Below are 26,380 nucleotides of genomic sequence, written 5' to 3'. Positions count from 1 at the left end.
TTCCGCCGTTGCAGGCCGCGTCTAGCACGTTCGAATTTCCTTGCCGCTCATAGCGGCAGATCGTTCGCATTGCCCTGGCCCGGACCTGCCTGACAGGGTCTCTCATTCGTATCGCAATGAGAGCAGCCCTTCTCATGACCTAATCTGGAATTTCCATGGGCAATTGCATTCAAGCATTGTCCGAGCGCGTCACATTGATCGCCTCGGACGACACCTGGATCGAAGGCAACGCGATCCAACAACTACACACCACCGCCAGGCTCGCCGGCATGCGCCGCGTCGCGGGCATGCCGGACCTGCATCCCGGACGCGGCTATCCAGTGGGCGCCGCGTTCTTCTCGCTCGGTCGCCTGTATCCGGCCTTGATCGGCGGCGACATCGGCTGCGGCATGGCGCTCTGGTCGACCAACCTGGAAAGCCGCAAAGTCGCGCCGGACAAGCTCGACAAGCGGCTGCGCAATATCGACGAACCGCTGGACGACACGTGGCAGGCGCTGGTGTCGGAACTGGCGCCCGCTGGCGTGGGCCATCGGCAGACGCTGGGCACCATCGGCGGCGGCAACCACTTCGCCGAGTTGCAGTGCATCGATGAAATCCACGATGCGCAGGCATTGGCAGCCTTGCGCATCGACGAGAAACAACTGCTGCTGCTGGTGCACAGCGGTTCGCGCGGCCTGGGCCGCTCGATCCTGGAGGAACATGTCCGTCGCCATGGCCATGACGGCCTCGGGCAGGACAGCGCCGCATGCCGGGATTACCTGGCGCAACACGACGACGCGTTGCGGTTCGCGCAGGCCAACCGCCACCTCATTGCGCGCCGCATGCTGGCGCGCTGGGGCGTGGACGGCGAACAGGTACTGGATGTCGACCACAACCTGGTGACCCCGGCCACCATCGCCGGAGAAGCGGGCTGGCTGCACCGCAAGGGCGCGACCCCGTCCGACGGCGGACCGGTCATCATCCCCGGTTCGCGCGGCGATTTCAGCTATCTGGTGGCGCCGATCGCCAGCGAGGCCAGCCTGTTCTCGCTGGCGCACGGCGCGGGCCGCAAGTGGATGCGCAGCGAGTGCAAGGACCGGCTGTTCAAACGCTACAGCCCCGCGCAACTGAGCAAGACCCGGCTGGGCAGCCACGTGATATGCCAGGACAGGCAGCTGATCTACGAGGAAGCGCCGGAAGCCTACAAGCCCGTGGACAGCATCATCGCCAGCCTGCAGCAAGCGGGCCTGCTGACGGTGCTGGCCCGGCTGCGCCCGGTGTTGACCTACAAGACCCGGGGGGAGTGCTGCTGATGATGCTGCTACAGTTATCCGCGGCCCAGGGGCCCGACGAATGCTGCCTGGCGGTCGCCAAGGCCCTCGCCTACCTGTTGCGCGAGGCCGAGGCCCATGGCGTTGGCGTCGATATCCTCGAACGGGAGAGCGGCGCCAAGGCCGGCACGTACCGCTCGGTGCTGCTGGCCCTGGACGGCCGTGGCGCGGCCGACCTGGCCGCGTGCTGGGGGGGATCGATCCAGTGGATCTGCCCCAGCCCCTATCGCCCTGGCCATCAACGCAAGAACTGGTTCATTGGCGCCTTGCGCTGCGACCCGCCCGCCAGCCGCCTCGACGCGGAAATACGCTTCGAAACGACGCGTTCATCCGGGCCGGGCGGCCAGCACGTCAACAAGACGGAATCCGCGGTGCGCGCGACGCACGTGGCAACGGGCATCAGCGTGAAGGTGCAGTCCGAACGCAGCCAGCATGCCAACAAGCGCATCGCCGCGCTGCTGATCGCGCATCGGCTGGCCCAACACGAGCAGGCCGCGCATGCCACGGAACGCGCCCGGCGGCGGCAATTCCACCACGAGGTGGCTCGGGGCGGCCCCGCGCGCGTGTTCAAGGGAGAGGCGTTCGAGTTGCTGAAAGCCCGATAGGCGACGAATCGGCCGGAGCCGCCGGGCGCATGCCGCCCCGACGCTCCGGCCGCCGACGTCAGGCCCGCGGCGGCGGCAGCGGGATGAACTCGGTCTCGTCGCCCGGCACGGTCTGGCCGAAGCGGTTGCGCTGCCAGTCTTGCTTGGCCTGCTCGATGCGGTCCTTGCTGCTGGAGACGAAGTTCCACCAGATGAAGCGCGGGCCTTCCAGCGGCTCGCCGCCGAGCACCGCGAAGCGCGCGTCGGTACAGGCGCGGATCTGCACCGGGCGGCCCGGCGCGAACACGATCAGGCGGCCGCTTTCAAACACCTGCCCATCCACCTCGACCGAACCGACCGCCAGGTAGGCGGCGCGTTCTTCATGTTCGGCGGGCAGCACCGTGACGGCGCCGGCCCGCAACTGCATGTCGCCATAGAACAGCGGCGAATGGGTCTTGACGGCCGAGGTCTTGCCGAACAGCGAGCCGGCCACGACCTGGGCGCGCACGCCCTCGCCTTCGACCACGGGCTGGGCGTCCAGGCCGTAGTGGGTGAAGCCGGGATCGGTTTCCTCGTGCGCCTTGGGCAGGCCGACCCAGATCTGCAATCCGGTCAGGCGCTGCGCGGCCTGGCGGCTTTCGGGCGAGGAACGTTCGGAATGGACGATGCCGCGGCCGGCCGTCATCCAGTTCACTTCGCCCGGCAGGATGGTCTGCGTGTTGCCGGCGCCATCGCGGTGCACCATCGAGCCTTCGTACAGGTAGGTCACGGTGGACAGGCCGATGTGCGGATGCGGGCGCACGTCAATGCCCGAGCCCGCGGCGAATTCGACCGGGCCCATGTGGTCCAGGAACACGAACGGGCCGACGGTGCGGCGCTGCGCCGAGGGCAGCGCGCGGCGGACTTCGAAGCCGCCGAGATCGCTGCTGCGCGGCACCACCACGGTTTCGATCTGGCTATCGCCGGGTTGGGACAAGGTGGACATGGAAATGCTCCTGTAGGTTGGCCGTCTTGGGACCATGTTAAGGCCCGGGGGCCTTTGCTGAACCGCCTGCCGCGCCATCGCCCGACGGCGGACCGGCCACGCATTGAAAACAGGCCGGGCGGACCATTGGTCCGCCCGGCCGCTGGCCGTCAGGCCAGGTCGAACACCAGCACCTCGGCGTTGTCGCCGCCGGACAGCGCCACCCGCGTTTCATCGCTGATGGCGACCGCGTCGCCGGCCGCCAGGGCGACGCCATTGACCGTCAGGCTGCCGCGCGCCACGTGCACCCAGGCACGGCGGCCGGGGGCCAATTCCAGCGTGGCCGACTCGTCGCCGTTGAACAGGCCGGCGTAGAGCCGCGCGTCCTGGTGGATGATCATCGAACCATCGACGCCGTCGCCCGACACCAGGGCTTGCAGGCGGCCGCGCTTTTGCGCGTCGCTGAACGCCTTTTCCTCGTACTCCGGCGCGATGCCGGTGACGTTCGGCTCGATCCAGATCTGCAGCATGTGCGTTTCCTTGTCGGCGCGCGGGTTGAACTCGGAATGCATCACGCCGCGGCCGGCGCTCATCCGCTGCACGTTGCCGGGCTGGATGGTGGAACCGCTGCCCATGCTGTCCTTGTGCGCGATGGCGCCGTCCAGCACGTAGGTGATGATCTCCATGTCGCGGTGCCCGTGGGTGCCGAAGCCGCGGCCGGCGGCGATGCGGTCATCGTTGATCACGCGCAGCGCGCCGAAACCCATATGGGCCGGATCGTAGTAGTTGGCGAACGAGAAGGTGTGGAACGAATCGAGCCACCCGTGGTTGGCGTGACCGCGTTCGGCGCTACGGCGAATGGTAAGCATAGTGGACTCCCTGTTTCAAATAAGTGAATGGTTTCGCGGTGGGCTGGCTTCCCTGCTTTCTGGTCGGGAAGACAGCGCTGCGCAACCGGCATGAATGACATTGTGCGCGTACTTGGAAGCCGGTTTGACGCTATGATTTGAAGAAACCATTCAAATTATTTGAATGATTTTTTACGGAGCCCGTCCCCATGCAACAGCCGATCACCCCCGAATTGCTGGTCCTGGTGGACGCGATCGCGCGCCACGGCAGCTTCGCCAAGGCGGCGCGCGAGCTGGACAAGGTGCCCTCCGCCGTGACCTACGCGATCCGCAAGCTGGAGGATGGGCTGGACGTGCTGCTGTTCGACCGCTCCGGCCACCGCGCCGTGCTGACGCCAGCCGGCGAGACGCTGCTCAAGGATGGCCGCCACGTATTGCAGTCGCTGGACGATCTGGCCTGCCGGGTCAAGCGCATCGCGACCGGCTGGGAGGTGGAACTGCGCATCGCGGTCAGCGCGGTGCTGCCATGGCGGCCGCTGTACGATCTGGTTGAAGAGTTCCAGGCGCTGGGCAGCGCGACCACGCTGCGCTTTTCGACCGAAGTGCTGAGCGGCAACTGGGACGCGCTGACCTCGAACCGCGCCGACCTCGTGATCGGCGCGGGCGCGGCGGGCGAGCCCACCGGCCCCTACCGCTCACAGACCATGGGCCAGGCCCAGTTCGGCTTCTGCGTGGCCGCGCATCACCCGCTGGCGTCGGCGCCGCAGCCCTTGAGCCGCGCCGACATCACGCGCTATTGCGCGGTGGTGGTGGCCGACACCTCGCGCAACCTGCCGCCTCAATCCCGCGGCATCCTGGCCGAGCAGCCGACGCTGGTGATGCCGACGATGCAGGCCAAGATCGAGGCGCAGATCCGCGGCCTGGGCTGCGGCTACCTGCCGCTGACGCTGGCCGCGCCCTATCTGGCGCAGGGCGTGCTGGTGGTCTGCGACACCGACGAGGGCATGTCGCTGACCGAGCACGTGGCGTATGCGTGGCGGGCGGAGGCGCCGGGAGAGGCGTTGAAATGGTGGCTGCAGAAGCTGAAGTCGCCGCGCCTGTGCGAAGGGCTGCTCGGCATGGCGTGAGCGCGTCGTTTCCGCGAGAGGACGCCACGCGGGCGACGCAGCGCCGCCCGCGTGTTCCAGACAAACGCGCCCTACTCGTCCTCGATGCCGAGTTCGCGCAGCTTGCGGGTGATGGTGTTGCGGCCGATGCCCAGCCGCGAGGCGGCTTCGACGCGGCGGCCGCGGCTGGCGTCCAGGGCGCTTTGCAGCAGGATTTTCTCGAACTGGCGCGTCAGGGTCGCCATGACGGCGGGTTCGCCGCGTTCCAGGCGGTACTGGGCGTCGCGCAGCAGCGAGTCCTGCCAGTTGCGCGGCGCGTCGTCGTCGATGGCGGCGGCCGGCGCGTGCTGGACCACGGTGCCGATGGCGGCGACGCTGGCGCCGGCCGGTGGGCGCGGCGAGACCGTGCCGGCGGCCGGCGCGTGTTCCATGGCGCGGATCTCGGGCGGCAGGTCGGCGCGCTCGACCGTCTGGCCGGGGGCCATGACGGTGAGCCAGTGGCAGAAGTTCTCCAGCTGGCGCACGTTGCCGGGAAAGTCGAACTTGGTCAGCACCGCCAGCGCCTCGGGCGTCAGCCGCTTGACCGGCACGCCCAGCGAGCGCGCACTGGCGGTCAGGAAATGCTGGGCGAGCGCGGGAATGTCCTCGACCCGCTCGCGCAGCGGCGGCAGGCGCAGGCGGATCACGTTCAGGCGGTGGAACAGGTCTTCGCGGAACAGGCCCTGCTCGACCCGCTGTTCCAGCGGCTGATGGGTGGCGGCGACGATGCGCACGTCGACCCGCACCGGCTGGGCGCCGCCGACGCGATAGAAGCTGCCTTCGGCCAGCACGCGCAGCAGGCGGGTCTGCAGCTCGATCGGCATGTCGCCGATTTCATCCAGGAACAGCGTGCCGCCGTGGGCTTCCTCGAAGCGGCCGCGGCGCAGCGTGTTGGCGCCGGTGAAGGCGCCGCGTTCGTGGCCGAACAGTTCGGCTTCCAGCAGGTCGCGCGGAATGGCGGCGGCGTTCAGCGCCACGAACGGGCCGCCGGCGCGCACGCCGTGGCCGTGCAGCGCGCGCGCCACCAGCTCCTTGCCGGTGCCGGACTCGCCGGTGATCAGCACGGTGACCTTGGACTGCGCCAGCCGGCCGATGGCGCGGAACACTTCCTGCATGGCGGTGGACGAGGACTGCGTCATCATCCAGCGCTCGTTGTTCTGGGCTTCGCCCTGCCCTTCGGGACTCTCGGGCTGGGCCGATTCCTGCATGGCGCGCTGGATCAGGGCGACCGCTTCGTTCACGTCGAAGGGCTTGGCCAGATAGTCGAAGGCGCCGCCCTGGAAGGCCGACACGGTGCTGTCCAGGTCGGCGAAGGCGGTCATGACGATGACCGGCAGGCCCGGATGGCGTTCCTTGAGCTGGCGCAGCAGTTCGAGGCCATTGCCGCCGGGCATGCGGATATCGGAAACCAGGGCGACGGGCGTCTCGTGCGACAACGCTTCGAGCACGTCGGCGGCCTGGGAGAAACTACGGGTGGGGACACCGGCGCGGGCCAGGGCCTTTTCGAGGACCCAGCGGATGGCCTGGTCGTCGTCGACGATCCATACGGGTTTCATCAGAGTGCGGGCTCCATCGGTAGGACCAGGCGAAACTCGGTGCGCCCGGGTCGGGATTCAAATTCGATGATGCCTCCGTGCTGCTGCACGAAATCCTGGGCCAGGCTCAGGCCCAGCCCGGTCCCGCCGGCGCGAGCGGTGACCAGGGGGTGGAAGATGCGGTCGCGGATGTGGTCCGGCACGCCGGGGCCGTTGTCGATGATGGACAGTTCCAGCGCCAGGCGGTGCTGGCGGTGCGCCAGCATGACCTGCCGCGCGACCCGCGTGCGCAGCGTGACCACACCCGGCTCCAGCCCGGGCGTCTGCGGCCGCGCCACCAGTTCCTGCGCGGCGTTGCGGGCCACGTTCAGCACCGCCTGCATCAGGCGCGCGGCGTCGCCCTTCAGGTCGGGCATGGAGGCGTCGTAGTCGCGCACCAGCGTGACGTCGTTGCGGAATTCGGCCTGGATCAGGGCGCAGACGCGCTCGCAGATCTCGTGGATGTTCACTGGCCTCGCGTTCAGCGGCACGCGCTGCGGCCCGCTCAGGCGGTCCACCAGCGCCTGCAGGCGGTCGGCTTCGGAAATGATGACCTGGGTGTATTCGGCCAGCGCCGCGCTCGGCAGCTCGGCTTCCAGCAGTTGCGCGGCGCCGCGCAAGCCGCCCAGGGGGTTCTTGACTTCGTGCGCGAGGTTGCGCAGCAGTTCGCGGTGCGCCTCGATCTCGTCGACCAGGCGGTGATTGCGGTCGGCCAGCACGCGCTGCTCGATCTCGCGGGTCTCGATCAACGCGGGCCAGGGCTGGCCGCTCAGTCCCACCGTGGTCACCGCCACTTCCACCGATTCAGCGGCGCGGCGCAGCGATGCCAGTTGGCGGACGTCGGCATACCTGCCGGCCGCGGCGCGGTCGATGGACGACTGGATGTTCTCAGGATTGTCGAACAGCGTGGCGGCGGAATGGCCGCGCAGCTGCTTGCGGGAACGGCCGAAAAGATCCTCGGCGGCCGCATTGGCGTATTCGATATGACCGCGTTCGTTGACCAGGAAAACGGACGTGGCAAGCAGATCGAGAGCTTCTACATTCATTTTTCAACGTACCCGAATGACTACATGGGGGAAATCGGCACGCCGGTCCGGCGGCGCCCGCGAGCGCGGCGCCCTGCCCGCCGGCACGGGGCCGGGCGGGCAAGTCTTCGGTCGGCGACCTGGCGGTGCGCGTGGTGTCGGCCCTGGTTTCTGCCTACATCATCGCGCTCCCCCAGCCACGGCCCCTGGGATCAGAGGCTGTAGTACATGTCGAATTCGACCGGATGCGTGGTCATGCGCAGACGGTTCACATCGGCCATCTTCAGGTCGATGTAGGCGTTGAGCATGTCGTTGCTGAACACGCCGCCGCGGGTCAGGAACTCGCGGTCGTTGTCCAGCGCTTCCAGGGCCTGTTCCAGCGAGGAGCAGACGGTCGGGATCTTCGCGTCTTCTTCCGGCGGCAGGTCGTACAGGTTCTTGTCGGCCGGATCGCCCGGGTGGATCTTGTTCTGCACGCCGTCCAGGCCGGCCATCATCAGGGCCGAGAAGGCCAGGTACGGGTTGGCCAGGGGGTCCGGGAAGCGCGCTTCGACGCGGCGGCCCTTCGGGTTGCCCACGTACGGGATGCGGATCGAGGCCGAACGGTTGCGGGCCGAGTAGGCCAGCTTGACCGGGGCTTCGTAGTGCGGGACCAGGCGCTTGTACGAGTTGGTGCCGGGGTTGGTGATGGCGTTCAGGGCGCGGGCGTGCTTGATGATGCCGCCGATGTAGTACAGCGCGAATTCCGACAGGCCGGCGTAGCCGTTGCCCGCGAACAGGTTCTGGCCGTCCTTCCAGATCGACTGGTGCACGTGCATGCCGGAACCGTTGTCGCCGACGACGGGCTTGGGCATGAAGGTGGCGGTCTTGCCGTAGGCATGGGCCACGTTGTGCACGATGTACTTGACGATCTGGGTCCAGTCGGCGCGTTGCACCAGGGTGCTGAACTTGGTGCCGATTTCCAGCTGGCCGGCGCCGGCCACTTCATGGTGGTGCACTTCGACCGGCACGCCCATCTGTTCCATCAGCAGGCACATTTCCGAACGCATGTCCTGGAACGAGTCAACCGGAGGAACCGGGAAGTAGCCGCCCTTGACCGCGGGACGATGGCCGGTGTTGCCGCCTTCGAATTCCAGGCCGGTGGACCAGGAGGCCTCTTCCGACTTGATCTTGACGAAGGTGCCCGACATGTCGGTGTTCCAGGTCACGCCGTCGAACACGAAGAATTCGGGTTCCGGACCGAAGTAGGCGGTGTCGCCCAGGCCCGAGGCCTTCAGATAGGCTTCGGCGCGCTTGGCCAGCGAACGCGGGTCGCGGTCGTAGCCCTTCAGGTCGGACGGCTCGACCACGTCGCACGACAGGATCAGGGTCGGCTCTTCGCGGAACGGATCCAGGTTGGCGGTGGCCAGGTCGGGGATGAGCAGCATGTCGGAGGCTTCGATGCCCTTCCAGCCCGGGATCGACGAACCGTCGAAGGCCTGCCCGCTTTCCAGCTTGTCTTCATCGATCGCGGTCGTGGGCACCGACACGTGGTGCTCGCGGCCGACCGTATCGGTAAAGCGGAAATCCACGAATTTGACTTCGTTGTCGGCGATCTGTTTCAGGACGTCTTTCGGGCTTGCCATGTCATCTCCATTAGATAAAAGGGTCGAGGGCTGTGCCGCTCGACTGGCATAAAAGAAGGAAGCAATAAGCGTGCCAGGTTTCACCCCCGGGATTGCCCGGGGAAGGCGGCAAGGCGATGGGAAAATGTAGCACCAATTTGGTGCAAAAGATGGGGCATGATTGCCCCATCCTGGTGCCTGATTGCTACAGGAACATTTCCTGGAGGTCGTTCAGGAAGCGCCAGCCCAGGGGCGTGGCCCGCAGCCGGGTGGGATCGGCGTCCAGCAGGCCCTTGGCGGATGCTGCCTCCAATTGGTGCGCAATGGCGGCCAGCGACAGGCCGGTGCGCTCGTTGAACAGGGTGGCGGCCACCCCGTCCTTGAGCCGCAAGGCATTGAGCATGAACTCGAACGGCAGTTCGTCCGGGCCGACCTGGCGGCTCTCGGCCAGGTGGCTGCCGTCGCGCGCGGCGGCGGCCCGCAACCAGGACTCCGGACTGCGCAGGCGCGCCTCGCGTACGATGCGGTCGTGGAACGACAACTTGCCGTGCGCGCCCGGCCCCAGGCCGAGGTAGTCGCCGAATTCCCAGTAATTCAGGTTGTGGCGGCAGCGCGCGCCGGGCCGCGCGTACGCCGAGACCTCGTAGCGCGCCAGGCCGGCCGCGGCAAGTTCGGCCTCGACCGCGTCCTGCATCGCGGCGCTGGTGTCGTCGTCCGGCAGGTCTTCGGGGGGAAACTTGGCGAATACCGTGTTCGGCTCCATCGTCAGGTGATAGAGCGACAGGTGCTCGGTGCCGAAGCCGATGGCCTGGCGCAGATCGTCCACGCAGGCCGCCAGGGTCTGCCCGGGCAGCGCGAACATCATGTCCAGATTGACGCGCGGCGCGGCGCGCTGGGCCATCTCGATGGCGGCGCGGGCCTGGGCCGAATCGTGGATGCGGCCCAGCTTCTTCAATTGGGCGTCGTCGAAGCTCTGGATGCCCAGCGAAAAGCGCGTCACGCCGCTGGCGGCGTAGTCGCGGAACCGGCCGGCCTCGGCGGTGCCGGGATTGGCCTCCATGGTGATTTCAGCGTCGGGCCATACGTTCAGACAGGCGCGCAGCATCGCCAGCAGCTCGTCCAGGCCGGCGGCCGAGAGCAGGCTGGGCGTGCCGCCGCCGATGAATACCGAAACCACCTGGCGGCCCCAGATCGACGGCAGCGCCTGCTCCAGGTCGCTGCGCAATGCGTCCAGGTAGGCGCGTTCGGGAATCTCGCCGCCGGGCGCCGCATGCGAGTTGAAATCACAGTACGGACACTTGCGCACGCACCATGGCACGTGCACATAGACCGACAGCGGCGGCAGGCTGGTCAGCGTGGCACCGGCCGGGGTGACCAGGCGCGTACGGGCCGCGCCCGATTCGGCGCGGATGGGGATGGTGATGGACATTCGGTGTTCCTGGGCGCCACGGCGCCCGTGTCAAGCCTGGTTCAGCTTGCTCAGCAATTCGCGCAGGGCCCGGGCGCGATGGCTGATGGCATTCTTTTCCTCGGGTTCGAGCGCGGCGGCCGTCAGGCCCTGATCGGGCAGATAGAAATGCGGATCGTAGCCGAAACCGTTCACCCCTTCGGGCTGGTCGATGATCTCGCCCTGCCACAGGCCTTCGCCGATCAGGGGACGCGGATCGTTCTCGCCGCGCACCAGGGCCAGCACCGCCACGTAACAGGCGCTGCGGTCGCTGGCCGCCGCCAGCTTCTCGACCAGCAGCGCGTTGTTGGCCTGGTCGGATTTCTCGCCGCCATGCATCTTGGCGTAGCGGGCCGAGTACACGCCCGGCGCGCCGCCCAGCGCGGCCACACAAAGGCCCGAATCGTCGGCCAGCGCCGGCAGGCCGGTCAGGCGGCTGGCGTGGCGCGCCTTGGCCAGCGCGTTTTCGACGAAGGTGACGTGCGGCTCCTCGGCTTCGGGCACGCCGAGTTCGCCCTGCGGCACCAGCTCGATGCCGAGCGGCGCGAACAAGGCGGAAAACTCGCGCAGCTTGCCGGGGTTGTTGGACGCCAGCACGACGCGGCGCAGGGAATCGGGAATCTTGGGGGATGTCATGGGCCAAATTGTATAGGGCGCGGCGCGGATGCCCAGGCGTAACCGCCGCGATGGCGAAACAACGCCGACATATTTCGTTGTCAATATGATCAATCTTGTCACTGATCGTATCTGAACGTCCCGGCGATGAACCCACTTCACGCTTTGCCCCGGCCGGCCGCGGCCAGCGCGCCTCCCCTTTCCACCGGCGCCGCGACGCCCGCGCCGGTCAGCCTGGCGGGCATCCTGCGCGAACGGCTGTTGCGACCCCGTTTTCAACCGGTGATCGACCTGTCCCACAGCCGCATCTATGGCCACGAAAGCCTGATCCGCGGCCCGGTCGACACCACCCTGCACTTTCCCGACGCCCTGTTCGCCGAGGCCCGCCGCCAGGGCCTGCATCCACAACTGGAGCTGGCGAGCTTTCGCGCCGGCGCCCAGGGTTTCAACCAGAACCCGGCTGCCGGCAAGCTGTTCCTGAACCTGTCGGGTTCGGCGCTGATCCACTACTGGTCGCTGTGGGGCGACGAAATGCCCTTGCGCCTGCTCAAGGACTGCACCCTGGCGCCGTCCGACATCATTGTCGAACTGACCGAGCAGGACCCGCTGTCCGAGCACATGTCGACGCTGGGCAGCGCCTTCGCCTGCCTGCGCGAATATGGCATGCGCATCGCGCTGGACGACTATGGCGTGGGCAATTCGAACCTGCAGCTGTGGGCAGAAATGCAGCCCGACCTGGTCAAGATCGACCGCTACTTCTTCAATGGCATCGGCCACGACGACCGCAAGCAGAACATGGTGCGCGCCATCCTCAAGGTGGCGCAGTACCTGGGCACGGCCATCGTCGCCGAGGGCATCGAGACCGCCGAGGACCTGGCGGTGGTGCGCGACCTGGAGATCCGCTACGCCCAGGGCTGGCTGCTGGGCCGTCCCGACGAAACCCTGCTGACCGAACTGACCCCGCCGCTGCGCGACTCGCTGCGGGTGCGCGCGCCGGCTCCGCTGTCGCAACGCTCGGCCGGCGGCACCGCCGCCAGCCTGCGGGTCGAAGCCCCGGCCGCCTTGCTGAACAAGCACACCAACGACGACGTGCATCGTCTCTTCATCGAGCACAAGAGCCTGCACGCGGTGGCCGTGGTCGACGCCGACAACCGGCCGGTGGGCATCATCAACCGCCGCGATTTTTCCGAGCACTATGCGCAGCGCTACACCCGCGAGCTGTTCGGCCGCGACGCCTGCTCGACCTTCATGAACGCCGAGCCGGTGCTGGTCGACCTGGACGTGTCCATCGACCAGTTGAGCCACGTGCTGATCTCCGAAGACCAGCGCTACCTGATGGACGGGCTGATCATCACCCGCGACGGCCGCTACGACGGCCTGGCCACCGGCGAGACGCTGGTGCGGTCCGTGACCGAGATGCGCATCGAGGCCGCGCGCTATGCCAATCCGCTGACCTCGCTGCCGGGCAACATCCCCATCAGCCGGCATATCGCCACGCTGCTGGACGACGCCGCGGACTTCACCATCTGCTATGGCGACCTGAACAACTTCAAGCCGTTCAACGACGTCTACGGCTACTGGCGCGGCGACGACATGATCATGCTGACCGCCGACGTCATCAAGCGCCACTGCGACCCGCTGCGCGATTTCGTCGGCCACGTTGGCGGCGACGACTTCGTGGTGCTGCTGCGCAGCCCCGACTGGAGCGAACGCATCCAGCGCATCATCGCCGAATTCAATGAACGCGCCATCGACCTGTACGACGACGAAGGCCGCCGCAACGGCGGCATCGAGGCCGAGGACCGCTACGGCGTGCCGCGCTTCTTCCCGTTCGTGACACTGGGTGTCGGCGCCCTCACCGTCACCCCGTCCCTATGCGAGCGCATCCGCCCGGAGGACATCGCGTCGGCCGCCGCCCATGTCAAGCACAAGGTCAAGCATGGGAACCTGTCGCTGGTGGCCGAGCGCTACAGCGGCGCCAGCCTGCCGCAGGTCGCCGCCTGAAGCGTGGCCGGCGGCCTGCGCCTGGGCGATCTGGAATACCGATACCGCCCGGCGCAGATGCTGCGCCTGCAGTTCCAGCGCGGCCGCGGCGGCGGCCGTCTGTTCGACCATGGCGGCGTTCTCCTGGGTCGAACGCTCGATGTCCGCCACGGCGTCATTGACCGAAGCGATACCCGCGGCCTGCTCGGCCGTGGCGCTGGAGATCTCGGCCACGATTTGCGTCACGCGGTCGACCGACACCAGCATGTCGCGCATGGTGTCGCCGGCCAGATTGACCTGGCGCACGCCGGCCTCGACGCGCGAATTCGAATCCTCGATCAAGCCCTTGATTTCCTTGGCCGCCTGCGCGCTGCGCTGGGCCAGCGAGCGCACTTCGCCCGCCACCACCGCGAAGCCCTTGCCCTGCTCGCCGGCGCGGGCCGCTTCCACCGCCGCGTTCAGCGCCAGGATGTTGGTCTGGAAGGCGATACTGTCGACCACGCCGACGATCTCGCCGATGCGGCGCGCGCTGTCGGCGATGCCTTGCATGCTGGTCACGACTTCCTCCACCGCCTGCCCGCCGCGCTGCGCAAGCTGCGTGGCGCCGAGCGCCTGGCGGCTCGCCAGATCGGCGTTGCCCGCGGTCATCTGCACCGTGTGCGCCAGCTGCGTCATGTTGGCCGCCGCTTCCTGCAACGACCCGGCCTGGCGCGCGGTGCGGTCCGACATGTCGGCGCCGCCGGCGGCGATCTCGCCCGAGCCCGTATGGATTTCCTCGACGCCATGGCGCACCGACGCCACCGCCGCCGACAGGCCGGTCTGCATGCGGCGCATGGCCGAATACAGCACGCCGATCTCGTTGTCGCCATGGACGGCGATATTGCCGGTCAGGTCGCCGTCGGCGATGCGGTCGAAGTGCGCGCCGGCCTCGTTCAACGGGCGCAGGATGCGTCGGCGCACGGCCAGCCGGATCAGCACCGCCAGCACCAGCACGAAGCCGAGCACGGCCGCGGCCACCAGCGTCACCCGCTGCATGGTCTGGCTGGCGCCGGCCACCGCCGCCTGGCCCTGCTGGCGCGCGTAGGCCTGGTAGGCCTCGGCCTGCTTGACGTAGGCCGCGCCGGACACCGGCAGCACCTTGTCGACCAGCCGGTTGACCTCGATGCCGTTCCAGCCCTTGATCGCCTTGAACATCGGCGCGAGGGTCTGGTCGGCGAAGGCGGCATACGCCGCCAGCGTCTGATCGAACAGCGGCGCGCCCTGCGCGCTGGTGTCGGCATTGGCGCGCAGCCGCGCCTGGCTGGCCGCCGCCTGTTTCAGCAGCGCGTCGGCCTGGTTCAGCGACTGGTCGCGAGCCTCCTCCAGTCCGCCTTCCATGGCGGTTTTGGCGTCGGTCAGCGCGGCGCGCGCCTGGAACAGGCGGCTGGTCATGTCCGACAGGTCGCTGGCGCGCTCGATGCTGCCGCGGCCCAGCGCCTCGATGTCGGCGCGGTTTTCGCGCAGCACGAAGATGCCGGCCGCCGCGGCCAGCGCAAACAGCGCCACAAACACCGCCAGAATGGCGGAAACCGCCGTCGTCACCCTGAGATTTTTCCGCATATCCATCCGTCTGTTGCATCGCCACCTAGGCGTATCGGGGCGATTATGGGGATGCAGTTTGGCAATTTCTTGACACAACCCCGCTCCCCGCATGACGAACGGCGGTCACATAAATGCGCTTTTGCGAACAGGAACCCCGTATTAATGAATTGTGAATTGGCAGGCGCGACGCCTTGCGGCACATTCGATCCTGTTCCGAATTCCCTTTCATTGTCGACATCGCAACCCACCCCATGCCTCAAGCCTCCCACGCCTACCAGGACATCCGCGAAGCCGTCCGCGACCTGTGCGCCCAGTTCCCCGCCGAATATTTCCGCAAGATCGATGAAGAACGCGGCTATCCCGACGCCTTCGTCCGTGCCCTGACCGAGGCCGGCTGGCTGGCGGCGCTGATCCCGCAGGAATACGGCGGCTCGGGCCTGGGCCTGACCGAAGCCTCGGTCATCATGGAGGAAATCAACCGCAGCGGCGGCAATTCCGGCGCCTGCCACGGCCAGATGTACAACATGGGCACCCTGCTGCGGCATGGTTCCGAGGCGCAGAAGCGCGAATACCTGCCGCGCATCGCCGCCGGCGAGCTGCGCCTGCAGTCCATGGGCGTGACCGAACCCACCACCGGCACCGACACCACCAAGATCAAGACCACCGCCGTGCGCCGCGGCGACCGCTATGTCATCAACGGCCAGAAGGTCTGGATCTCGCGGGTGCAGCATTCCGACCTGATGATCCTGCTGGCGCGCACCACGCCGCTGGACCAGGTCACGCGCAAGTCCGAGGGCATGTCGATCTTCCTGGTGGACCTGCACGAGGCGGTCAAGCACGGCATGTCGATCCGCCCGATCCCCAACATGGTCAACCACGAGACCAACGAACTGTTCTTCGACAACCTCGAAATCCCGGCCGACAACCTGATCGGCGAGGAAGGCAAGGGTTTCAAGTACATCCTGGACGGCCTGAACGCCGAGCGCACCCTGATCGCCGCCGAGTGCATCGGCGACGGCTACTGGTTCGTCGACAAGGTCACCGCCTACGCCAAGGAACGCATGGTGTTCGGCCGCCCCATCGGCCAGAACCAGGGCGTGCAGTTCCCCATCGCCCGCGCCCACATCAACGTCGAAGCCGCCAGCCTGATGCGCTACGAGGCCTGCCGCCTGTTCGACGCGCACGAACCCTGCGGCGCGCAGGCCAACATGGCCAAGCTGCTGGCCGCCGACGCCTCCTGGGAGGCCGCCAACGCCTGCCTGCAGTTCCACGGCGGCTTCGGCTTCGCCACCGAATACGACGTCGAGCGCAAGTTCCGCGAGACCCGTCTCTATCAGGTCGCGCCGATCTCGACCAACCTGATCCTCTCCTACGTCGCCGAACACATCCTGGGCCTGCCGCGTTCCTTCTGACCATGACTACCGACACCTCCCACCCCAGCGCCACCCTCGCCGCCTTCGCCGCCAACCTGCGCTTCGAGGACATCCCTGCCCCGGTGCTGCGGCGCGCCGAAGACCTGCTGCTGGACTGTCTGGCCTCGATCCTGGCGGGCGCCGCGTCGCGCCCGGTGCTGGCCATCGACCGCTACGCCGCCGCCATGGGGCCTGCGGACGGTCCCAGCGAGATCCTGATCAACCGGCGCCGCACCTCGCCGGTGTTCGCCGCCATGGTCAACGCCGCCGCCGCCCACGTGGTCGAGCAGGACGACGTACATAATGGTTCGGTGTTCCACCCCGCCGCCGTGGTGTTCCCGCCGGCGCTGGCGGTGGCCCAGGCGCTGGGCCGCAGCGGCCGCGACCTGCTGGTGGCGGCCGTGGCCGGCTACGAAGTCGGCATCCGCGTCGGCGAATTCCTGGGCCGTTCGCACTACAAGATCTTCCACACCACCGGCACCGCCGGCACGCTGGCCGCCGCCGCGGCCACCGGCCGCCTGCTGGGCCTGTCGCCCGCGGCCATGCTGGACGCCTTCGGCTCGGCCGGCACCCAGGCCGCCGGCCTGTGGGAATTCCTGCGCGATGCCGCCGATTCCAAGCAGCTGCACACCGCCCGCGCCGCCGCCAACGGCATCGCCGCGGCCTATCTGGCGCAGGAAGGCTTCACCGGCGCGCGCCACATCCTCGAAGGACCGCAGGGCATGGCCGCCGGCATGTCGAGCGACGCCGACCCGGCCCGCCTGACCGACCGCCTCGGCACGCGCTGGGCGCTGGCCGAGACCTCGTTCAAGTTCCATGCATCGTGCCGCCACACCCATCCGGCGGCGGACGCCCTGCAACAGGTGCTGCGCGAACACGAGCTGGCCGAAAGCGATATCGCGCGCGTGGTGGCGCACGTGCACCAGGGCGCCATCGACGTGCTGGGGCCGGTGGTCGATCCGCGCACCGTGCACCAGTCCAAGTTCTCGATGGGTACGGTGCTGGGGCTGATCGCGCGCCAGGGCCGCGCCGGCCTGCCGGAATTCGACGCCGCGCTGGACGATCCGGCAGTGGCCGACTTCCGCGGCCGGGTCACGATGGAACTGGATCCGGAAGTCGACGGCGCCTATCCGCAGCGCTGGATCGGCAAGGTCACGGTGCATACCCGCGACGGCCGCGTGCTGCACGGCCGCGTCGACGAACCCAAGGGCGATCCCGGCAACACCCTGTCGCGCGACGAGATCGAAACCAAGACGCTGAGTTTGGGCCGCTATGCCGACGCCGCCACCGAGGCCGAACTGCGCGGTCTGATCGACGCGATCTGGGGCCTGGAGCGGGCCGGCAAGGTGGGCGCCCTGCTGCCGTGAGGCCCGCGCCGGCCGCTTAGGCCAGCGCCGCCCGCTGCGCCCGCACCAGGCCGGCGATGCCGTTCTCGGCCAGGCCCAGCATCGCGTCCAGCTCGGCGCGCGTGAAGGTGGCGCCCTCGCCCGTGCCCTGCACTTCCACGAAGGCGCCGCCGCCCGTCATGATGACGTTGACGTCGGCGTCGCAGGCCGAGTCTTCCTCGTAGTCCAGGTCCAGCACCGGACGGCCCTGCACCAGCCCGACCGATACCGCCGCCACCGCGTCGCGGATCGGGTTCGCGGCCAGGTCGCCGCGTTGCATCAGCAGCGCGACCGCGTCGGACGCCGCCACCCAGGCGCCGGTGATGCTGGCGCAGCGCGTGCCGCCGTCGGCCTGCAGCACGTCGCAATCCAGGTGCAGCGTGCGCTCGCCCAACGCCCGCATGTCGAACACGGCGCGCAGGCTGCGGCCGATCAGGCGCTGGATTTCCTGGGTGCGGCCGCTCTGCTTGCCGCGCGCGGCCTCGCGGTCGCCGCGGGTGTGGGTGGCGCGCGGCAGCATGCCGTATTCGGCCGTGACCCAGCCCTCGCCCTTGCCCTTGAGGAACGGCGGCACCTTTTCCAGCACGCTGGCGGTGCACAGCACGTGCGTATTGCCGGCCTTCACCAGCACCGACCCTTCGGCGTAGCGCGTGAAACCGCGCTCCAGGCTGAACGGGCGCAGTTCGTCGACGGCGCGGCCCGACGGGCGGGCAATGGCGTTGGCAGTGGTCATGGCAAGGCTCCAATCAGATTCGGTTGGCGGCATTGTACGGGTTGCCGGTCGCTGCCCCGCCCGGGTTTGGAGTATCCTGCCGCGATACACGGGTTGCATATACCCGCCCGCGTCCGCGCACGACGGACAGGCGGAACCGGCGCGGCCCGATCCAAAACAAGCAACAGGATATCGACACCATGATTCGCAGCATGACCGCCTTCGGCAACGCCCGGGCAGACCTGGAACAAGGCACGCTGGCGCTGGAACTGCGCAGCGTCAACAGCCGCTTCCTAGACCTCTATTTCCGCCTGCCCGACGAGCTGCGCCACGTCGAGACGCCGCTGCGCGAACTGCTGACGGCGCAACTGGCGCGCGGCAAGGTCGAGATCCGCGTGTCGTACACGCGCAATGCCAGCACCGACCTGTCCAAGCTGGAGCCGGCCTGGCTCGAAAGCCTGGCCGAACAACTGCAGGCCGCGCGCCGCATCCTGCCCGACATCGCCGCGCCGCGCCTGGTGGAACTGTTCAACTGGCCCGGCCAGCGCGCCAATGACGCGCTCGACCCGCAAGTGTGGGGCGCGGCCTGCATGCAGGCCGCCCAGGAAGCGCTCAAGCAGCTGCAGGAAGGCCGCGCGCGCGAAGGCGAACGCCTGGCCGGCATGATGCGCGATTGCGCCGACGGCGTGGCCGGCATCGTCGAACTGGTGCAGAACCACCTGCCCCAGTTGCTGGCCGACCACCGCGACAAACTCGCCGCCAAGCTGCGCGAAAGCGTGGAATCCGCCTTCCCCGGCGGCTTCACCCATATCTCGGGCGCCGAACTGTCCGAGCGCCTGTCGCAGGAAGCCAACCTGTTCGCGCTGCGCATCGACGTTGCCGAGGAACTGTCGCGCCTGCGTTCGCACGTGGAGGAACTGCGCCACCTGCTGACCGACGGCGGCGGCAAGGCCGCGGGCAAGAAGAACGCCGGCAGCGCCGGCAAGCGCCTGGACTTCCTGTTCCAGGAAATGAACCGCGAAGCCAATACGCTGGGTTCCAAGGCAGGCAGCATGGAAGTCACCCGCGCCGCCATGGACCTGAAGCTGCTGATCGAGCAGATGCGCGAGCAGGCGCAGAACATCGAGTGAAGCGTCGATAAGGCTCGCGCATCCGCATTGCCGATCGCGGCGCATGCACTGAAGTCTTGCGGCGCACCCTGGGCCGTACAGCCAGTATGGCCCCCTCGGGAACATAGAACCCGCTTGTCGTTTGAGCGAACGGCCCGCATGCGCCCGGGCATGGATCGACATTGCCCGCTCGTCCAGGAACAGATGACGAATCGGTCCCTGGCCCGCCAATCGACCCGCTGCCTATCAATACAATGCCAGTTGCTCTTGTATCAGCTAATCCATTGGATTAGGATAGGACTCACGCGAAGTCATGCACGGCCTTGTCGAATTGCCCTCTTATATCCGCTTGGCCGACAAGCTTCTGACTGCGCAGGAACGCCAGGACCTTATCGACTATCTGGCCGGGAATCCAAAAGCCGGAGACATCATGGAAGGCACGGGCGGCGTACGCAAACTGCGCTGGCGCCGCGGTGACCACGGCAAGAGCGCGGGCGTGCGCGTCGTTTACTACTACCATGATGACCTCATGCCCTTGTATCTGCTGACGCTCTTCGCCAAAGGCGACAAAGGCAATCTGACCAAGGCCGAGCGCAATGATCTGGTCAGCCTGGTCGACGTCTTGACGAACATCTGGAAGAGGCGAGCGCAATCATGAGCAGCACATTCAACAACATCAAGCAGGGCTTGCACGAAGCGATCGCCCATGCCGAGGGCGATACTCGGGGCGTGCGCGTGCACCGCCCCCGTCAAGTCGACGTAAAAGCGGTACGAGCCAAAGTGGGCATGACCCAGGAGCAATTCGCCGCCCGATTCGGCTTTTCCACTGCGACGTTGCGGCACTGGGAACGCGGCGACCGTTCTCCGCGAGGACCGGCGCTGGTATTGCTTAACGTGATTGAAAGAAACCCCGAAGCGGTGATGGAAGCACTGACATAAGCTGAACGCTTGTAGTGCTTCTGCTCGTGCTGGCTATCGGCGCCCCGCTGCCGCGGCTCCGTTCATCGGCGCCAGGACAACGGGGTATCCCACCTTTCATCGCCCGCCAGTGCCCGGCGCAGGCGCCGTCTCCGGCCCGACCGTGGCCGGCTCGCCGCGCAGCGCCGAGTCCAGGTAGGCGCTGCGCGCCCGGGCGTCCGGGAATGTCATGTCCTTGTAGCTCACGAAGCGCGAACCCTTGACCAGGCGGTAGCCCAGCCAGATCAGCAGGAACAGCGGGATGCCGATATAGGTGGCCGCCACCCCGCCCCAGTCGATCCGGTGCTCCAGGAAGGCCTGATAGTTCTGGCCCAGCGTGATGATCAGGCACAGCACGAAGGCGAAGATCGGGCCGAACGGGAAGAACGGCGACACGTAAGGCAGGTCGGCCAGGTTGCGGCCCTGCTTGACGTAGCCGCGGCGGAAGCGGTAGTGGCTGATCGCAATGCCCAGCCAGGCGATGAAACCGGTCATGCCCGACGTGTTCAGCAGCCAGATGTAGACCGCCTTGGGGCTGAAGATGAACGAGAAGAAACAGAGCGCCGCCACCACCGTGGTGGCCAGCAGCGCCCACAGCGGCACGCCGTTGCGCGCCACGCGGCCGAAGATGCGCGGCGCCTTGCCATCGCGCGCCAGGCTGTAGAGCATGCGGGTGGCGGCGTACATGCCGGAGTTGCCGGCCGACAGCACCGAGGTCAGCACCACCGCGTTCATGATCGAGGCCGCCGCCAGCAGGCCGGCGCGCTCGAAGATCAACGCGAACGGGCTGACGCTGACGTCGGTGACGTCGTTGCGCAGCAGGTGCGGATCGGTATAGGGGATCAGCAGGCCGATCACCAGGATCGCCATCACGTAGAACAGCAGGATGCGCCAGAACACCTGGCGCACGGCGCGCGGCAGGTTGCGCGCCGGATCCTTGGATTCGCCGGCGGCGATGCCGATGAGTTCGGTGCCCTGGAACGAAAAGCCCACCACCATGGCCACGCCGATCAGCGCCGCGAAACCGCCGGCAAACGGCGCGTCGCCCACGGTCCAGTTGGCCACGCCGCCGTCCTCGCCGCCGCGGATGATGCCCAGCAGCATCATCACGCCCATGGCAACGAAAGCCAGCACCGCGATCACCTTGATCAGCGCGAACCAGAATTCGGCTTCGCCAAAGCCGCGCGCCGACAACGCGTTCAGGCCGAACGTGATGGCCAGGAACAAGGCGCTCCAGTACACGCCCGGCACGTCGGGAAACCAGTAGGCCATCACCAGCTGCGCGGCCACCAGGTCCACCGCCACCGTGACGGCCCAGTTGTACCAGTAGTTCCAGCCCAGCGCGAAGCCGAAGCCGTCCTCGACGTAACGGGCACCGTAGGTCGAGAACGACCCGGACACCGGCATGGCGGCGGCCAGCTCGCCCAGGCTGGTCATGAGGAAATAGACCATCACGCCGATCAGCACATAGCCCAGCAGCGCCCCGCCCGGTCCGGCCTGGGCGATGGTGGCGCCGGAGGCCACGAACAGCCCCGTCCCGATGGAGCCGCCCACCGCGATCATCGTCAGGTGGCGCGCCGACAGGGCGCGGCGCAATTCGGACGGTTCTGCCGCCCCCTTCTTGCCGCCGGCGCGGTGCTGGTCGTGTTCCGTCAATGCCAAAGTCGTGTTCCTTCAGAGCAAAAAAGCCCCCGCGGATTGTGCCCCCGGGCGCCGTGGATTTCCACGCAACGCGCGAGCATAGCGCAACTGCCCCCCGGCCGTCGAAACCGCGGGGGAGCCGGCGAGGATCCGTCCCCGCCCGCGAAAGCCCGCTACGGGGCTATTGGAACGCCGTTTCCATGAAGGTGCGCAACTTGCGCGAGTGCAGCCGCTCGGGCGGCATGCCGCGCAGGCGCTCCAGCGCCCGGATGCCGATTTCCAGGTGCTGGTTGACCTGGCGCCGGTAGAACGCGCTGGCCATGCCCGGCAATTTCAGCTCGCCATGCAGGGGCTTGTCGGACACGCACAGCAGCGTGCCGTACGGCACGCGGAAACGAAAACCGTTGGCCGCGATGGTGGCCGACTCCATGTCCAGCGCGATGGCGCGCGACTGCGCGAAGCGCTCGACCAGCTCGACATGGTCGCGCAATTCCCAGTTGCGGTTGTCGATGGTGGCCACCGTGCCCGTGCGCATGATGCGCTTGAGGTCCCAGCCGGACAGGCCGGCCACCTCTTCCACCGCCTGCTCCAGGGCCACCTGCACTTCGGCCAGCGCCGGCACCGGCACCCAGGTGGGCAGGTCGTCGTCCAGGACGTGGTCCTCGCGCACGTAGCCGTGCGCCAGCACGTAATCGCCCAGGCGCTGCGAATCGCGCAGGCCGGCGCAGTGGCCCAGCATCAGCCAGGCGTGCGGGCGCAGCACCGCGATGTGGTCGGTGATGGTCTTGGCGTTGGACGGCCCCACGCCGATGTTGACCAGCGTGATGCCGGAGTGATCGCCGCGCACCAGGTGATAGGCCGGCATCTGCGGCAGGCGCTGGCCCTGGCCTTCGTCGGCCGGGCCGGATTCGCCGCGCCGCGTGATGCGGTTGCCCGGCTCCACCAGCATCTCGTAGTCCTCGTTGCCGCTGGCCATCAGCGCGCGGGCGCGGGCGCAGAACTCGTCAACGTAGAACTGGTAATTGGTGAACAGCACGAAATTCTGGAAATGCGCCGGCGCCGTCGCGGTGTAGTGCTGCAGGCGATGCAACGAATAGTCCACCCGCTGCGCCGTGAACGGGGCCAGCGGCTTGGGTTCGCCCTCCTTGCCGCGCCAGGAGCCGTTGACGATGGCATCGTCCGTCACCGCCAGATCCGGCACGTCGAACAGGTCGCGCAGCGGGCGCTTGAGGGCCTCGAGGTGCTCGCCTTCGACGTAGGCGCCTTCCGGGAAGGCGAAATGCAGCGGGATCGGCGAATCGGATTCGCCCACTTCCACCGCCACGCGGTGGTTCTGCAGCAACTGGCCGACCTGCTCGATCAGGTAGTCGCGGAACAGGGTCGGCTGGGTGATGGTGGTCTGGTATATGCCGGGCTCGGCCACGTGGCCATATGACAGGCGGGTATCGATCGGGTCGTAGGTCTCGACCAGGATGCGGATGGCGGGGTAATAGGCGCGGGCCCGCTCGCGGCCGCTGGTGGAGCCCTTCAGGACGTCGCGGAACGCCGCGCGCAGGAAGGCCGTGTTGCGCGCATAGATTTCGGCCAGCCGGTCCACCGCCGCCACGGCGTCATGGTAGGGCTCGAAAGGAATCGCCTCGGGCCGGTTCATCGAGGACAAAGGGTGTACTGCGTTCATCATTGAGCTTGGCTCCGCTTTCTTATGGTCTTCTTTCAGCGGCCGCTCGCGGCGATCAAGCCGGGAGGGCCGATGCCAACGATTATGCCCGAGCCTAGGACTACATGAAGCGTCATATTCGGCCGCGTTGCGCGGCCGGATGCGCGGGCGCGCATCGCCACAATCAAAGAAACAATATATCATTCCGATTTTTCGCCTTTCCGCCCCGCCCATGCCGCCGGCTTCCCGCCTCCATCCCGCTGCGCGCCCTGCCCGATGGGCAGTGCTGGGTTGGCTGTGCGCCTGCCTGTTGCTGTCACCGCTGGGCGGCGTGCGGCACGCGCTGTCGCACCTGGCGGGGAGTCCCGCTTCCAGCCAGGACGACGCGCACACCCCCGACAAGCTGGGCCATTGCGACCTCTGTCATATCTGGGATCTGCTGGACGCCACGCTGCCGGCTTCCGTTCCCGCATTCGCCTGCGGCGCGCCGCGCATCGCGGCGTCCGCGCCGGTGCCAAGCGGCACCACCCTCATCGCCACGCCCTGGTTCCAATCGCGCGCCCCGCCCGCCGCGGCCTGACACCCGCCCGCCCGATTTCAACCGCCGCCGCCCGCCGGCCGGCAACCAGGATTGCCACCATGCCTTTTGCTGCTTCCCATGCGGGGACGCGTTCGTCCCTGCGCGCCTTTTCCCTGAGCCCGCTCGCCCTCGCCTGCCTGCTCGCCTTGCCGCCGGCCGCCCGCGCCCAGGCCGACACGCCTGACGCGGCCACGCTGTCGCCCGTCATCATCACCGCCAACCCCCTGGGCAGCGAAGCGCTGGCCTCGCCGTCGACCGTGCTGCAAGGCGCCGGCCTGGACCTGCGACGCGCCTCGAACCTGGGCGAGACGCTCAACGGCCTGCCGGGCGTATCGACCACCACGTATGGCCCGATGGTGGGCCGCCCCATCATCCGCGGCATGGACGGCGACCGCATCCGCCTGCTGAACAACGGCGTCGGTTCGCTCGACGCCTCGTCGCTGTCGTTCGACCACGCCGTGCCGCTGGACCCGCTGTCCACCAACCGCGTCGAGATCCTGCGCGGGCCGGCCGCCCTGCTGTATGGCGGCAGCGCCATCGGCGGCGTGGTCAACACCATCGACAACCGCATCCCCACCGAGCCCATCGACGGCATCCACGGCGACGTCGCCGGCAGCTACGGCGGCGCCAACAACGACCGCAACGGCGCGATCCAGCTCGAAGGCGGCGACGGCACCTTCGCCATCCACGCCGACGCCTTCAGCCGCAAGACCGGCGACCTGCGCATTCCCGGCTACGCCCGCACCTCGCGGCAACGCGCGATCGACGGCCCCGACCGGGACCAGCCGCGCGGCACCCTGCCCAACAGCGACGGCCAGGCCAGCGGCGGCGCGCTCGGCATGTCCTGGACCGGCGACCGCGGCTATGCCGGCCTGTCCTACAGCGGCTACGACTCCGACTACGGTTCGGTGGCCGAGCCGGACGTGCGCATCAGGATGCGCCAGGAACGCTTCGGCTTCGCCAGCGAGCTGCGCGACCTGGAAGGCCTGTTCACGAGCGTCAAGCTGAACTTCGCCTACACCGACTACCAGCACAAGGAGATCGAGGACGGCGAAACCGGCACCCTGTTCAAGAACCGCGGCTACGAGGCCCGCATCGAGGCGCGCCACGCCGACATCGGCCCGCTGCACGGCGTGGTCGGCCTGCAACTGGGCCAGACGCGCTTCTCGGCCCTGGGCGAGGAAGCGCTGGTGCCCACCACCGACACCGACGCCATCGCGCTGTTCGCGCTGGAGGAATGGAAGATCAATGATCGCCTGACGCTGAGCGCCGGCGCGCGCGCCGACCATACCCGCCTGACCCCGGGCGGCGGCGGCAACGAACGCTTCGACGGCTCCAACCGCCGCACCTTCACCGCCGGCAGCTTCTCGCTGGGCGGCATCTACAAGCTGGACAGCGCCTGGTCGGTGGCCGCCAACACCGCCTACACCGAGCGCGCGCCCACCTTCTATGAGCTGTACGCCAACGGCCCGCACGCCGCCACCGGCCAATACCTGGTGGGCGACCAGAACCTGGCCAAGGAACGCGCCTGGTCCGGCGACCTGTCGCTGCGCTACAAGAAGGACGCCGACAGCGCCAGCGTGGGCGTGTTCTACAGCCGCTTCTCCAACTACCTTGCCGAGATGAACACCGGCCGCTTCCGCGACGACGACGGCGATCTGGTGGCCGCCGGGGACGACGAGGCCCTGCCCGAGGCGCGCTACCAGGGCGTGTCCGCGCGCCTGTACGGCGTGGAGGCCGAAAGCAGCACGCGCGTGCTGCAATCGGGCGGCCACAAGCTGGACCTGGGCCTGTCGGGCGACTACACGGTGGCGCGCAACAGCGATACCGGCCGCTCGCTGCCGCGCATTCCGCCGCTGCGCCTGCGCGTGGCGCTGGACTACGGCTACGGCCCGTACAGCGCCGGCTTGAGCGTGTCCAAGGCCTTCGCCCAGCACAGCCGTCCGGACAACGACACCGCCACCGCCGGCTACTACAGCCTGGACGCCAACGCCCGCTACCGCTTCAAGGTCGCGGCGGTGCAGTGGCAGGCCTACGTGCGCGGCATCAACCTGACCAACCAGGACATCCGCTACGCCACCTCGGTGCTGCGCGACGTCGCGCCCGAGGGCGGCCGCGCCGTGATGGTCGGCCTGCGCGGCAGCTTCTGACCCTGGCGCCCGTTGCCCGTTACCTTTCCCCGACCGGATCAGGTAACGGGCGGCCCGCCAGGATGCTGCATTGCACTACAAATGTAATGAAACTTTA

General features: G+C 68.0%; 21 protein-coding genes and 1 pseudogene. 11 read left to right on the top strand and 11 right to left on the bottom strand.

Annotation, left to right across the window (positions count from 1 at the left end; translation table 11 throughout):
- Positions 1-155: 155 nt before the first annotated feature.
- Together ACUTAG_RS29140 and prfH are read left to right on the top strand one after the other, a co-directional pair.
- Positions 156-1,292, top strand: coding sequence for an RNA ligase RtcB family protein (locus ACUTAG_RS29140; protein ID WP_054482286.1), 1,137 nt, complete (start codon positions 156-158; stop codon positions 1,290-1,292).
- Positions 1,292-1,915 (top strand): peptide chain release factor H, encoded by a 624-nt coding sequence (gene prfH / locus ACUTAG_RS29135; RefSeq protein WP_148319353.1) that lies wholly within the window; start codon positions 1,292-1,294, stop codon positions 1,913-1,915. The genes ACUTAG_RS29140 and prfH overlap by 1 nt, the downstream gene beginning before the upstream one ends.
- A 58-nt stretch (positions 1,916-1,973) precedes the next feature.
- On the opposite strand, the gene ACUTAG_RS29130 is transcribed toward prfH, so the two are convergent.
- Together ACUTAG_RS29130 and ACUTAG_RS29125 are read right to left on the bottom strand one after the other, a co-directional pair.
- Positions 1,974-2,879, bottom strand: a complete 906-nt coding sequence (locus ACUTAG_RS29130; protein ID WP_006388236.1) for a pirin family protein — start codon at positions 2,877-2,879, stop codon at positions 1,974-1,976.
- Between the two features lie 149 nt (positions 2,880-3,028).
- The gene (locus ACUTAG_RS29125; protein ID WP_006388235.1) at positions 3,029-3,727 is read right to left on the bottom strand and encodes a pirin family protein; all 699 of its coding nucleotides are present in this window, start codon (positions 3,725-3,727) and stop codon (positions 3,029-3,031) included.
- Between the two features lie 188 nt (positions 3,728-3,915).
- Between ACUTAG_RS29125 and ACUTAG_RS29120 the strand changes: the two genes are divergently transcribed.
- Positions 3,916-4,833, top strand: coding sequence for a LysR family transcriptional regulator (locus ACUTAG_RS29120; RefSeq protein ID WP_006388234.1), 918 nt, complete (start codon positions 3,916-3,918; stop codon positions 4,831-4,833).
- Between the two features lie 71 nt (positions 4,834-4,904).
- Here ACUTAG_RS29120 and ntrC read toward each other — a convergent pair whose 3' ends face one another.
- The 5 genes from ntrC to rdgB all read right to left on the bottom strand — a co-directional run bounded on the left by ntrC (position 4,905) and on the right by rdgB (position 11,137).
- Positions 4,905-6,407, bottom strand: a complete 1,503-nt coding sequence (gene ntrC / locus ACUTAG_RS29115) for a nitrogen regulation protein NR(I) (protein WP_054484416.1) — start codon at positions 6,405-6,407, stop codon at positions 4,905-4,907.
- Positions 6,407-7,471 carry a nitrogen regulation protein NR(II) gene (gene glnL, locus ACUTAG_RS29110; protein ID WP_054484417.1) on the bottom strand — a complete coding sequence of 355 codons (1,065 nt, stop codon included), beginning with the start codon at positions 7,469-7,471 and terminating at the stop codon, positions 6,407-6,409. Before glnL ends, ntrC begins: the two co-directional genes overlap by 1 nt.
- 191 nt (positions 7,472-7,662) lie before the next feature.
- The gene (glnA, locus tag ACUTAG_RS29105; protein ID WP_024068759.1) at positions 7,663-9,075 is read right to left on the bottom strand and encodes a type I glutamate--ammonia ligase; all 1,413 of its coding nucleotides are present in this window, start codon (positions 9,073-9,075) and stop codon (positions 7,663-7,665) included.
- Between the two features lie 184 nt (positions 9,076-9,259).
- Positions 9,260-10,483 carry a radical SAM family heme chaperone HemW gene (gene hemW / locus ACUTAG_RS29100; protein WP_020927522.1) on the bottom strand — a complete coding sequence of 408 codons (1,224 nt, stop codon included), beginning with the start codon at positions 10,481-10,483 and terminating at the stop codon, positions 9,260-9,262.
- 30 nt (positions 10,484-10,513) lie between these two features.
- Positions 10,514-11,137 carry an RdgB/HAM1 family non-canonical purine NTP pyrophosphatase gene (gene rdgB, locus ACUTAG_RS29095; protein ID WP_006388229.1) on the bottom strand — a complete coding sequence of 208 codons (624 nt, stop codon included), beginning with the start codon at positions 11,135-11,137 and terminating at the stop codon, positions 10,514-10,516.
- A 126-nt stretch (positions 11,138-11,263) separates the two neighbouring features.
- On the opposite strand from rdgB, the pseudogene ACUTAG_RS29090 reads away from it, so the two are divergent.
- A pseudogene (locus tag ACUTAG_RS29090) lies at positions 11,264-12,844 on the top strand (EAL domain-containing protein); the annotation flags it as partial.
- Positions 12,845-12,988: 144 nt separating this feature from the next.
- On the opposite strand, the gene ACUTAG_RS29085 reads toward ACUTAG_RS29090, so the two are convergent.
- Entirely contained in the window at positions 12,989-14,698 is a 1,710-nt protein-coding gene (locus tag ACUTAG_RS29085) for a methyl-accepting chemotaxis protein (RefSeq protein ID WP_422109181.1), read from the bottom strand.
- 233 nt (positions 14,699-14,931) lie between these two features.
- Between ACUTAG_RS29085 and ACUTAG_RS29080 the strand changes: the two genes are divergently transcribed.
- Both ACUTAG_RS29080 and ACUTAG_RS29075 read left to right on the top strand, forming a co-directional pair.
- Complete coding sequence (locus tag ACUTAG_RS29080) at positions 14,932-16,092, top strand: acyl-CoA dehydrogenase family protein (protein WP_006388226.1); 1,161 nt, start codon at positions 14,932-14,934, stop codon at positions 16,090-16,092.
- Positions 16,089-17,459 (top strand): MmgE/PrpD family protein, encoded by a 1,371-nt coding sequence (locus ACUTAG_RS29075; protein WP_392388267.1) that lies wholly within the window; start codon positions 16,089-16,091, stop codon positions 17,457-17,459. The genes ACUTAG_RS29080 and ACUTAG_RS29075 overlap by 4 nt, the downstream gene beginning before the upstream one ends.
- Positions 17,460-17,475: 16 nt before the next feature.
- On the opposite strand, the gene rph is transcribed toward ACUTAG_RS29075, so the two are convergent.
- Entirely contained in the window at positions 17,476-18,210 is a 735-nt protein-coding gene (gene rph, locus ACUTAG_RS29070; RefSeq protein ID WP_054472158.1) for a ribonuclease PH, read from the bottom strand.
- A 179-nt stretch (positions 18,211-18,389) separates the two neighbouring features.
- Here rph and ACUTAG_RS29065 point away from each other — a divergent pair, with 179 nt between their 5' ends.
- The 3 genes from ACUTAG_RS29065 (at position 18,390) to ACUTAG_RS29055 (ending at position 20,237) form a co-directional block, all read left to right on the top strand.
- On the top strand, positions 18,390-19,319 hold the full coding sequence (locus ACUTAG_RS29065) for a YicC/YloC family endoribonuclease (RefSeq protein ID WP_006388223.1): 930 nt from the start codon (positions 18,390-18,392) through the stop codon (positions 19,317-19,319).
- 292 nt (positions 19,320-19,611) lie between these two features.
- Positions 19,612-19,956, top strand: coding sequence for a hypothetical protein (locus tag ACUTAG_RS29060; RefSeq protein ID WP_058664318.1), 345 nt, complete (start codon positions 19,612-19,614; stop codon positions 19,954-19,956).
- The gene (locus ACUTAG_RS29055; RefSeq protein WP_081105005.1) at positions 19,953-20,237 is read left to right on the top strand and encodes a helix-turn-helix domain-containing protein; all 285 of its coding nucleotides are present in this window, start codon (positions 19,953-19,955) and stop codon (positions 20,235-20,237) included. Before ACUTAG_RS29060 ends, ACUTAG_RS29055 begins: the two co-directional genes overlap by 4 nt.
- A 96-nt stretch (positions 20,238-20,333) precedes the next feature.
- On the opposite strand, the gene ACUTAG_RS29050 is transcribed toward ACUTAG_RS29055, so the two are convergent.
- Together ACUTAG_RS29050 and ACUTAG_RS29045 are read right to left on the bottom strand one after the other, a co-directional pair.
- Complete coding sequence (locus tag ACUTAG_RS29050; protein WP_024068754.1) at positions 20,334-21,917, bottom strand: amino acid permease; 1,584 nt, start codon at positions 21,915-21,917, stop codon at positions 20,334-20,336.
- A gap of 160 nt (positions 21,918-22,077) precedes the next feature.
- Positions 22,078-23,577, bottom strand: a complete 1,500-nt coding sequence (locus ACUTAG_RS29045) for an AMP nucleosidase (RefSeq protein ID WP_006388221.1) — start codon at positions 23,575-23,577, stop codon at positions 22,078-22,080.
- Between the two features lie 259 nt (positions 23,578-23,836).
- Here ACUTAG_RS29045 and ACUTAG_RS29040 point away from each other — a divergent pair, with 259 nt between their 5' ends.
- Both ACUTAG_RS29040 and ACUTAG_RS29035 read left to right on the top strand, forming a co-directional pair.
- Positions 23,837-24,133, top strand: a complete 297-nt coding sequence (locus tag ACUTAG_RS29040) for a hypothetical protein (RefSeq protein WP_233639364.1) — start codon at positions 23,837-23,839, stop codon at positions 24,131-24,133.
- 59 nt (positions 24,134-24,192) lie between these two features.
- Complete coding sequence (locus ACUTAG_RS29035) at positions 24,193-26,283, top strand: TonB-dependent receptor (protein WP_148319351.1); 2,091 nt, start codon at positions 24,193-24,195, stop codon at positions 26,281-26,283.
- Positions 26,284-26,380 lie beyond the last annotated feature (97 nt).

Source organism: Achromobacter sp. CSND-B12 (genome assembly GCF_052906545.1).
This window is presented reverse-complemented; position numbering and strand designations above follow the sequence as displayed.

Bases quoted from the DNA above. Each gene is read 5' to 3' on its own strand.
- ACUTAG_RS29120 (WP_006388234.1), top strand. From the start codon at position 3,916: ATGCAACAGCCGATCACCCCCGAATTGCTGGTCCTGGTGGACGCGATC.
- prfH (WP_148319353.1), top strand. From the start codon at position 1,292: ATGATGCTGCTACAGTTATCCGCGGCCCAGGGGCCCGACGAATGCTGC.
- ACUTAG_RS29140 (WP_054482286.1), top strand. From the start codon at position 156: ATGGGCAATTGCATTCAAGCATTGTCCGAGCGCGTCACATTGATCGCC.
- rph (WP_054472158.1), bottom strand. From the start codon at position 18,210: ATGACCACTGCCAACGCCATTGCCCGCCCGTCGGGCCGCGCCGTCGAC.
- ACUTAG_RS29055 (WP_081105005.1), top strand. From the start codon at position 19,953: ATGAGCAGCACATTCAACAACATCAAGCAGGGCTTGCACGAAGCGATC.
- ACUTAG_RS29035 (WP_148319351.1), top strand. From the start codon at position 24,193: ATGCCTTTTGCTGCTTCCCATGCGGGGACGCGTTCGTCCCTGCGCGCC.
- ACUTAG_RS29065 (WP_006388223.1), top strand. From the start codon at position 18,390: ATGATTCGCAGCATGACCGCCTTCGGCAACGCCCGGGCAGACCTGGAA.
- ntrC (WP_054484416.1), bottom strand. From the start codon at position 6,407: ATGAAACCCGTATGGATCGTCGACGACGACCAGGCCATCCGCTGGGTC.
- glnA (WP_024068759.1), bottom strand. From the start codon at position 9,075: ATGGCAAGCCCGAAAGACGTCCTGAAACAGATCGCCGACAACGAAGTC.
- rdgB (WP_006388229.1), bottom strand. From the start codon at position 11,137: ATGACATCCCCCAAGATTCCCGATTCCCTGCGCCGCGTCGTGCTGGCG.
- ACUTAG_RS29125 (WP_006388235.1), bottom strand. From the start codon at position 3,727: ATGCTTACCATTCGCCGTAGCGCCGAACGCGGTCACGCCAACCACGGG.
- ACUTAG_RS29130 (WP_006388236.1), bottom strand. From the start codon at position 2,879: ATGTCCACCTTGTCCCAACCCGGCGATAGCCAGATCGAAACCGTGGTG.
- ACUTAG_RS29085 (WP_422109181.1), bottom strand. From the start codon at position 14,698: ATGCGGAAAAATCTCAGGGTGACGACGGCGGTTTCCGCCATTCTGGCG.
- ACUTAG_RS29080 (WP_006388226.1), top strand. From the start codon at position 14,932: ATGCCTCAAGCCTCCCACGCCTACCAGGACATCCGCGAAGCCGTCCGC.
- glnL (WP_054484417.1), bottom strand. From the start codon at position 7,471: ATGAATGTAGAAGCTCTCGATCTGCTTGCCACGTCCGTTTTCCTGGTC.
- ACUTAG_RS29045 (WP_006388221.1), bottom strand. From the start codon at position 23,577: ATGATGAACGCAGTACACCCTTTGTCCTCGATGAACCGGCCCGAGGCG.
- hemW (WP_020927522.1), bottom strand. From the start codon at position 10,483: ATGTCCATCACCATCCCCATCCGCGCCGAATCGGGCGCGGCCCGTACG.
- ACUTAG_RS29060 (WP_058664318.1), top strand. From the start codon at position 19,612: ATGCACGGCCTTGTCGAATTGCCCTCTTATATCCGCTTGGCCGACAAG.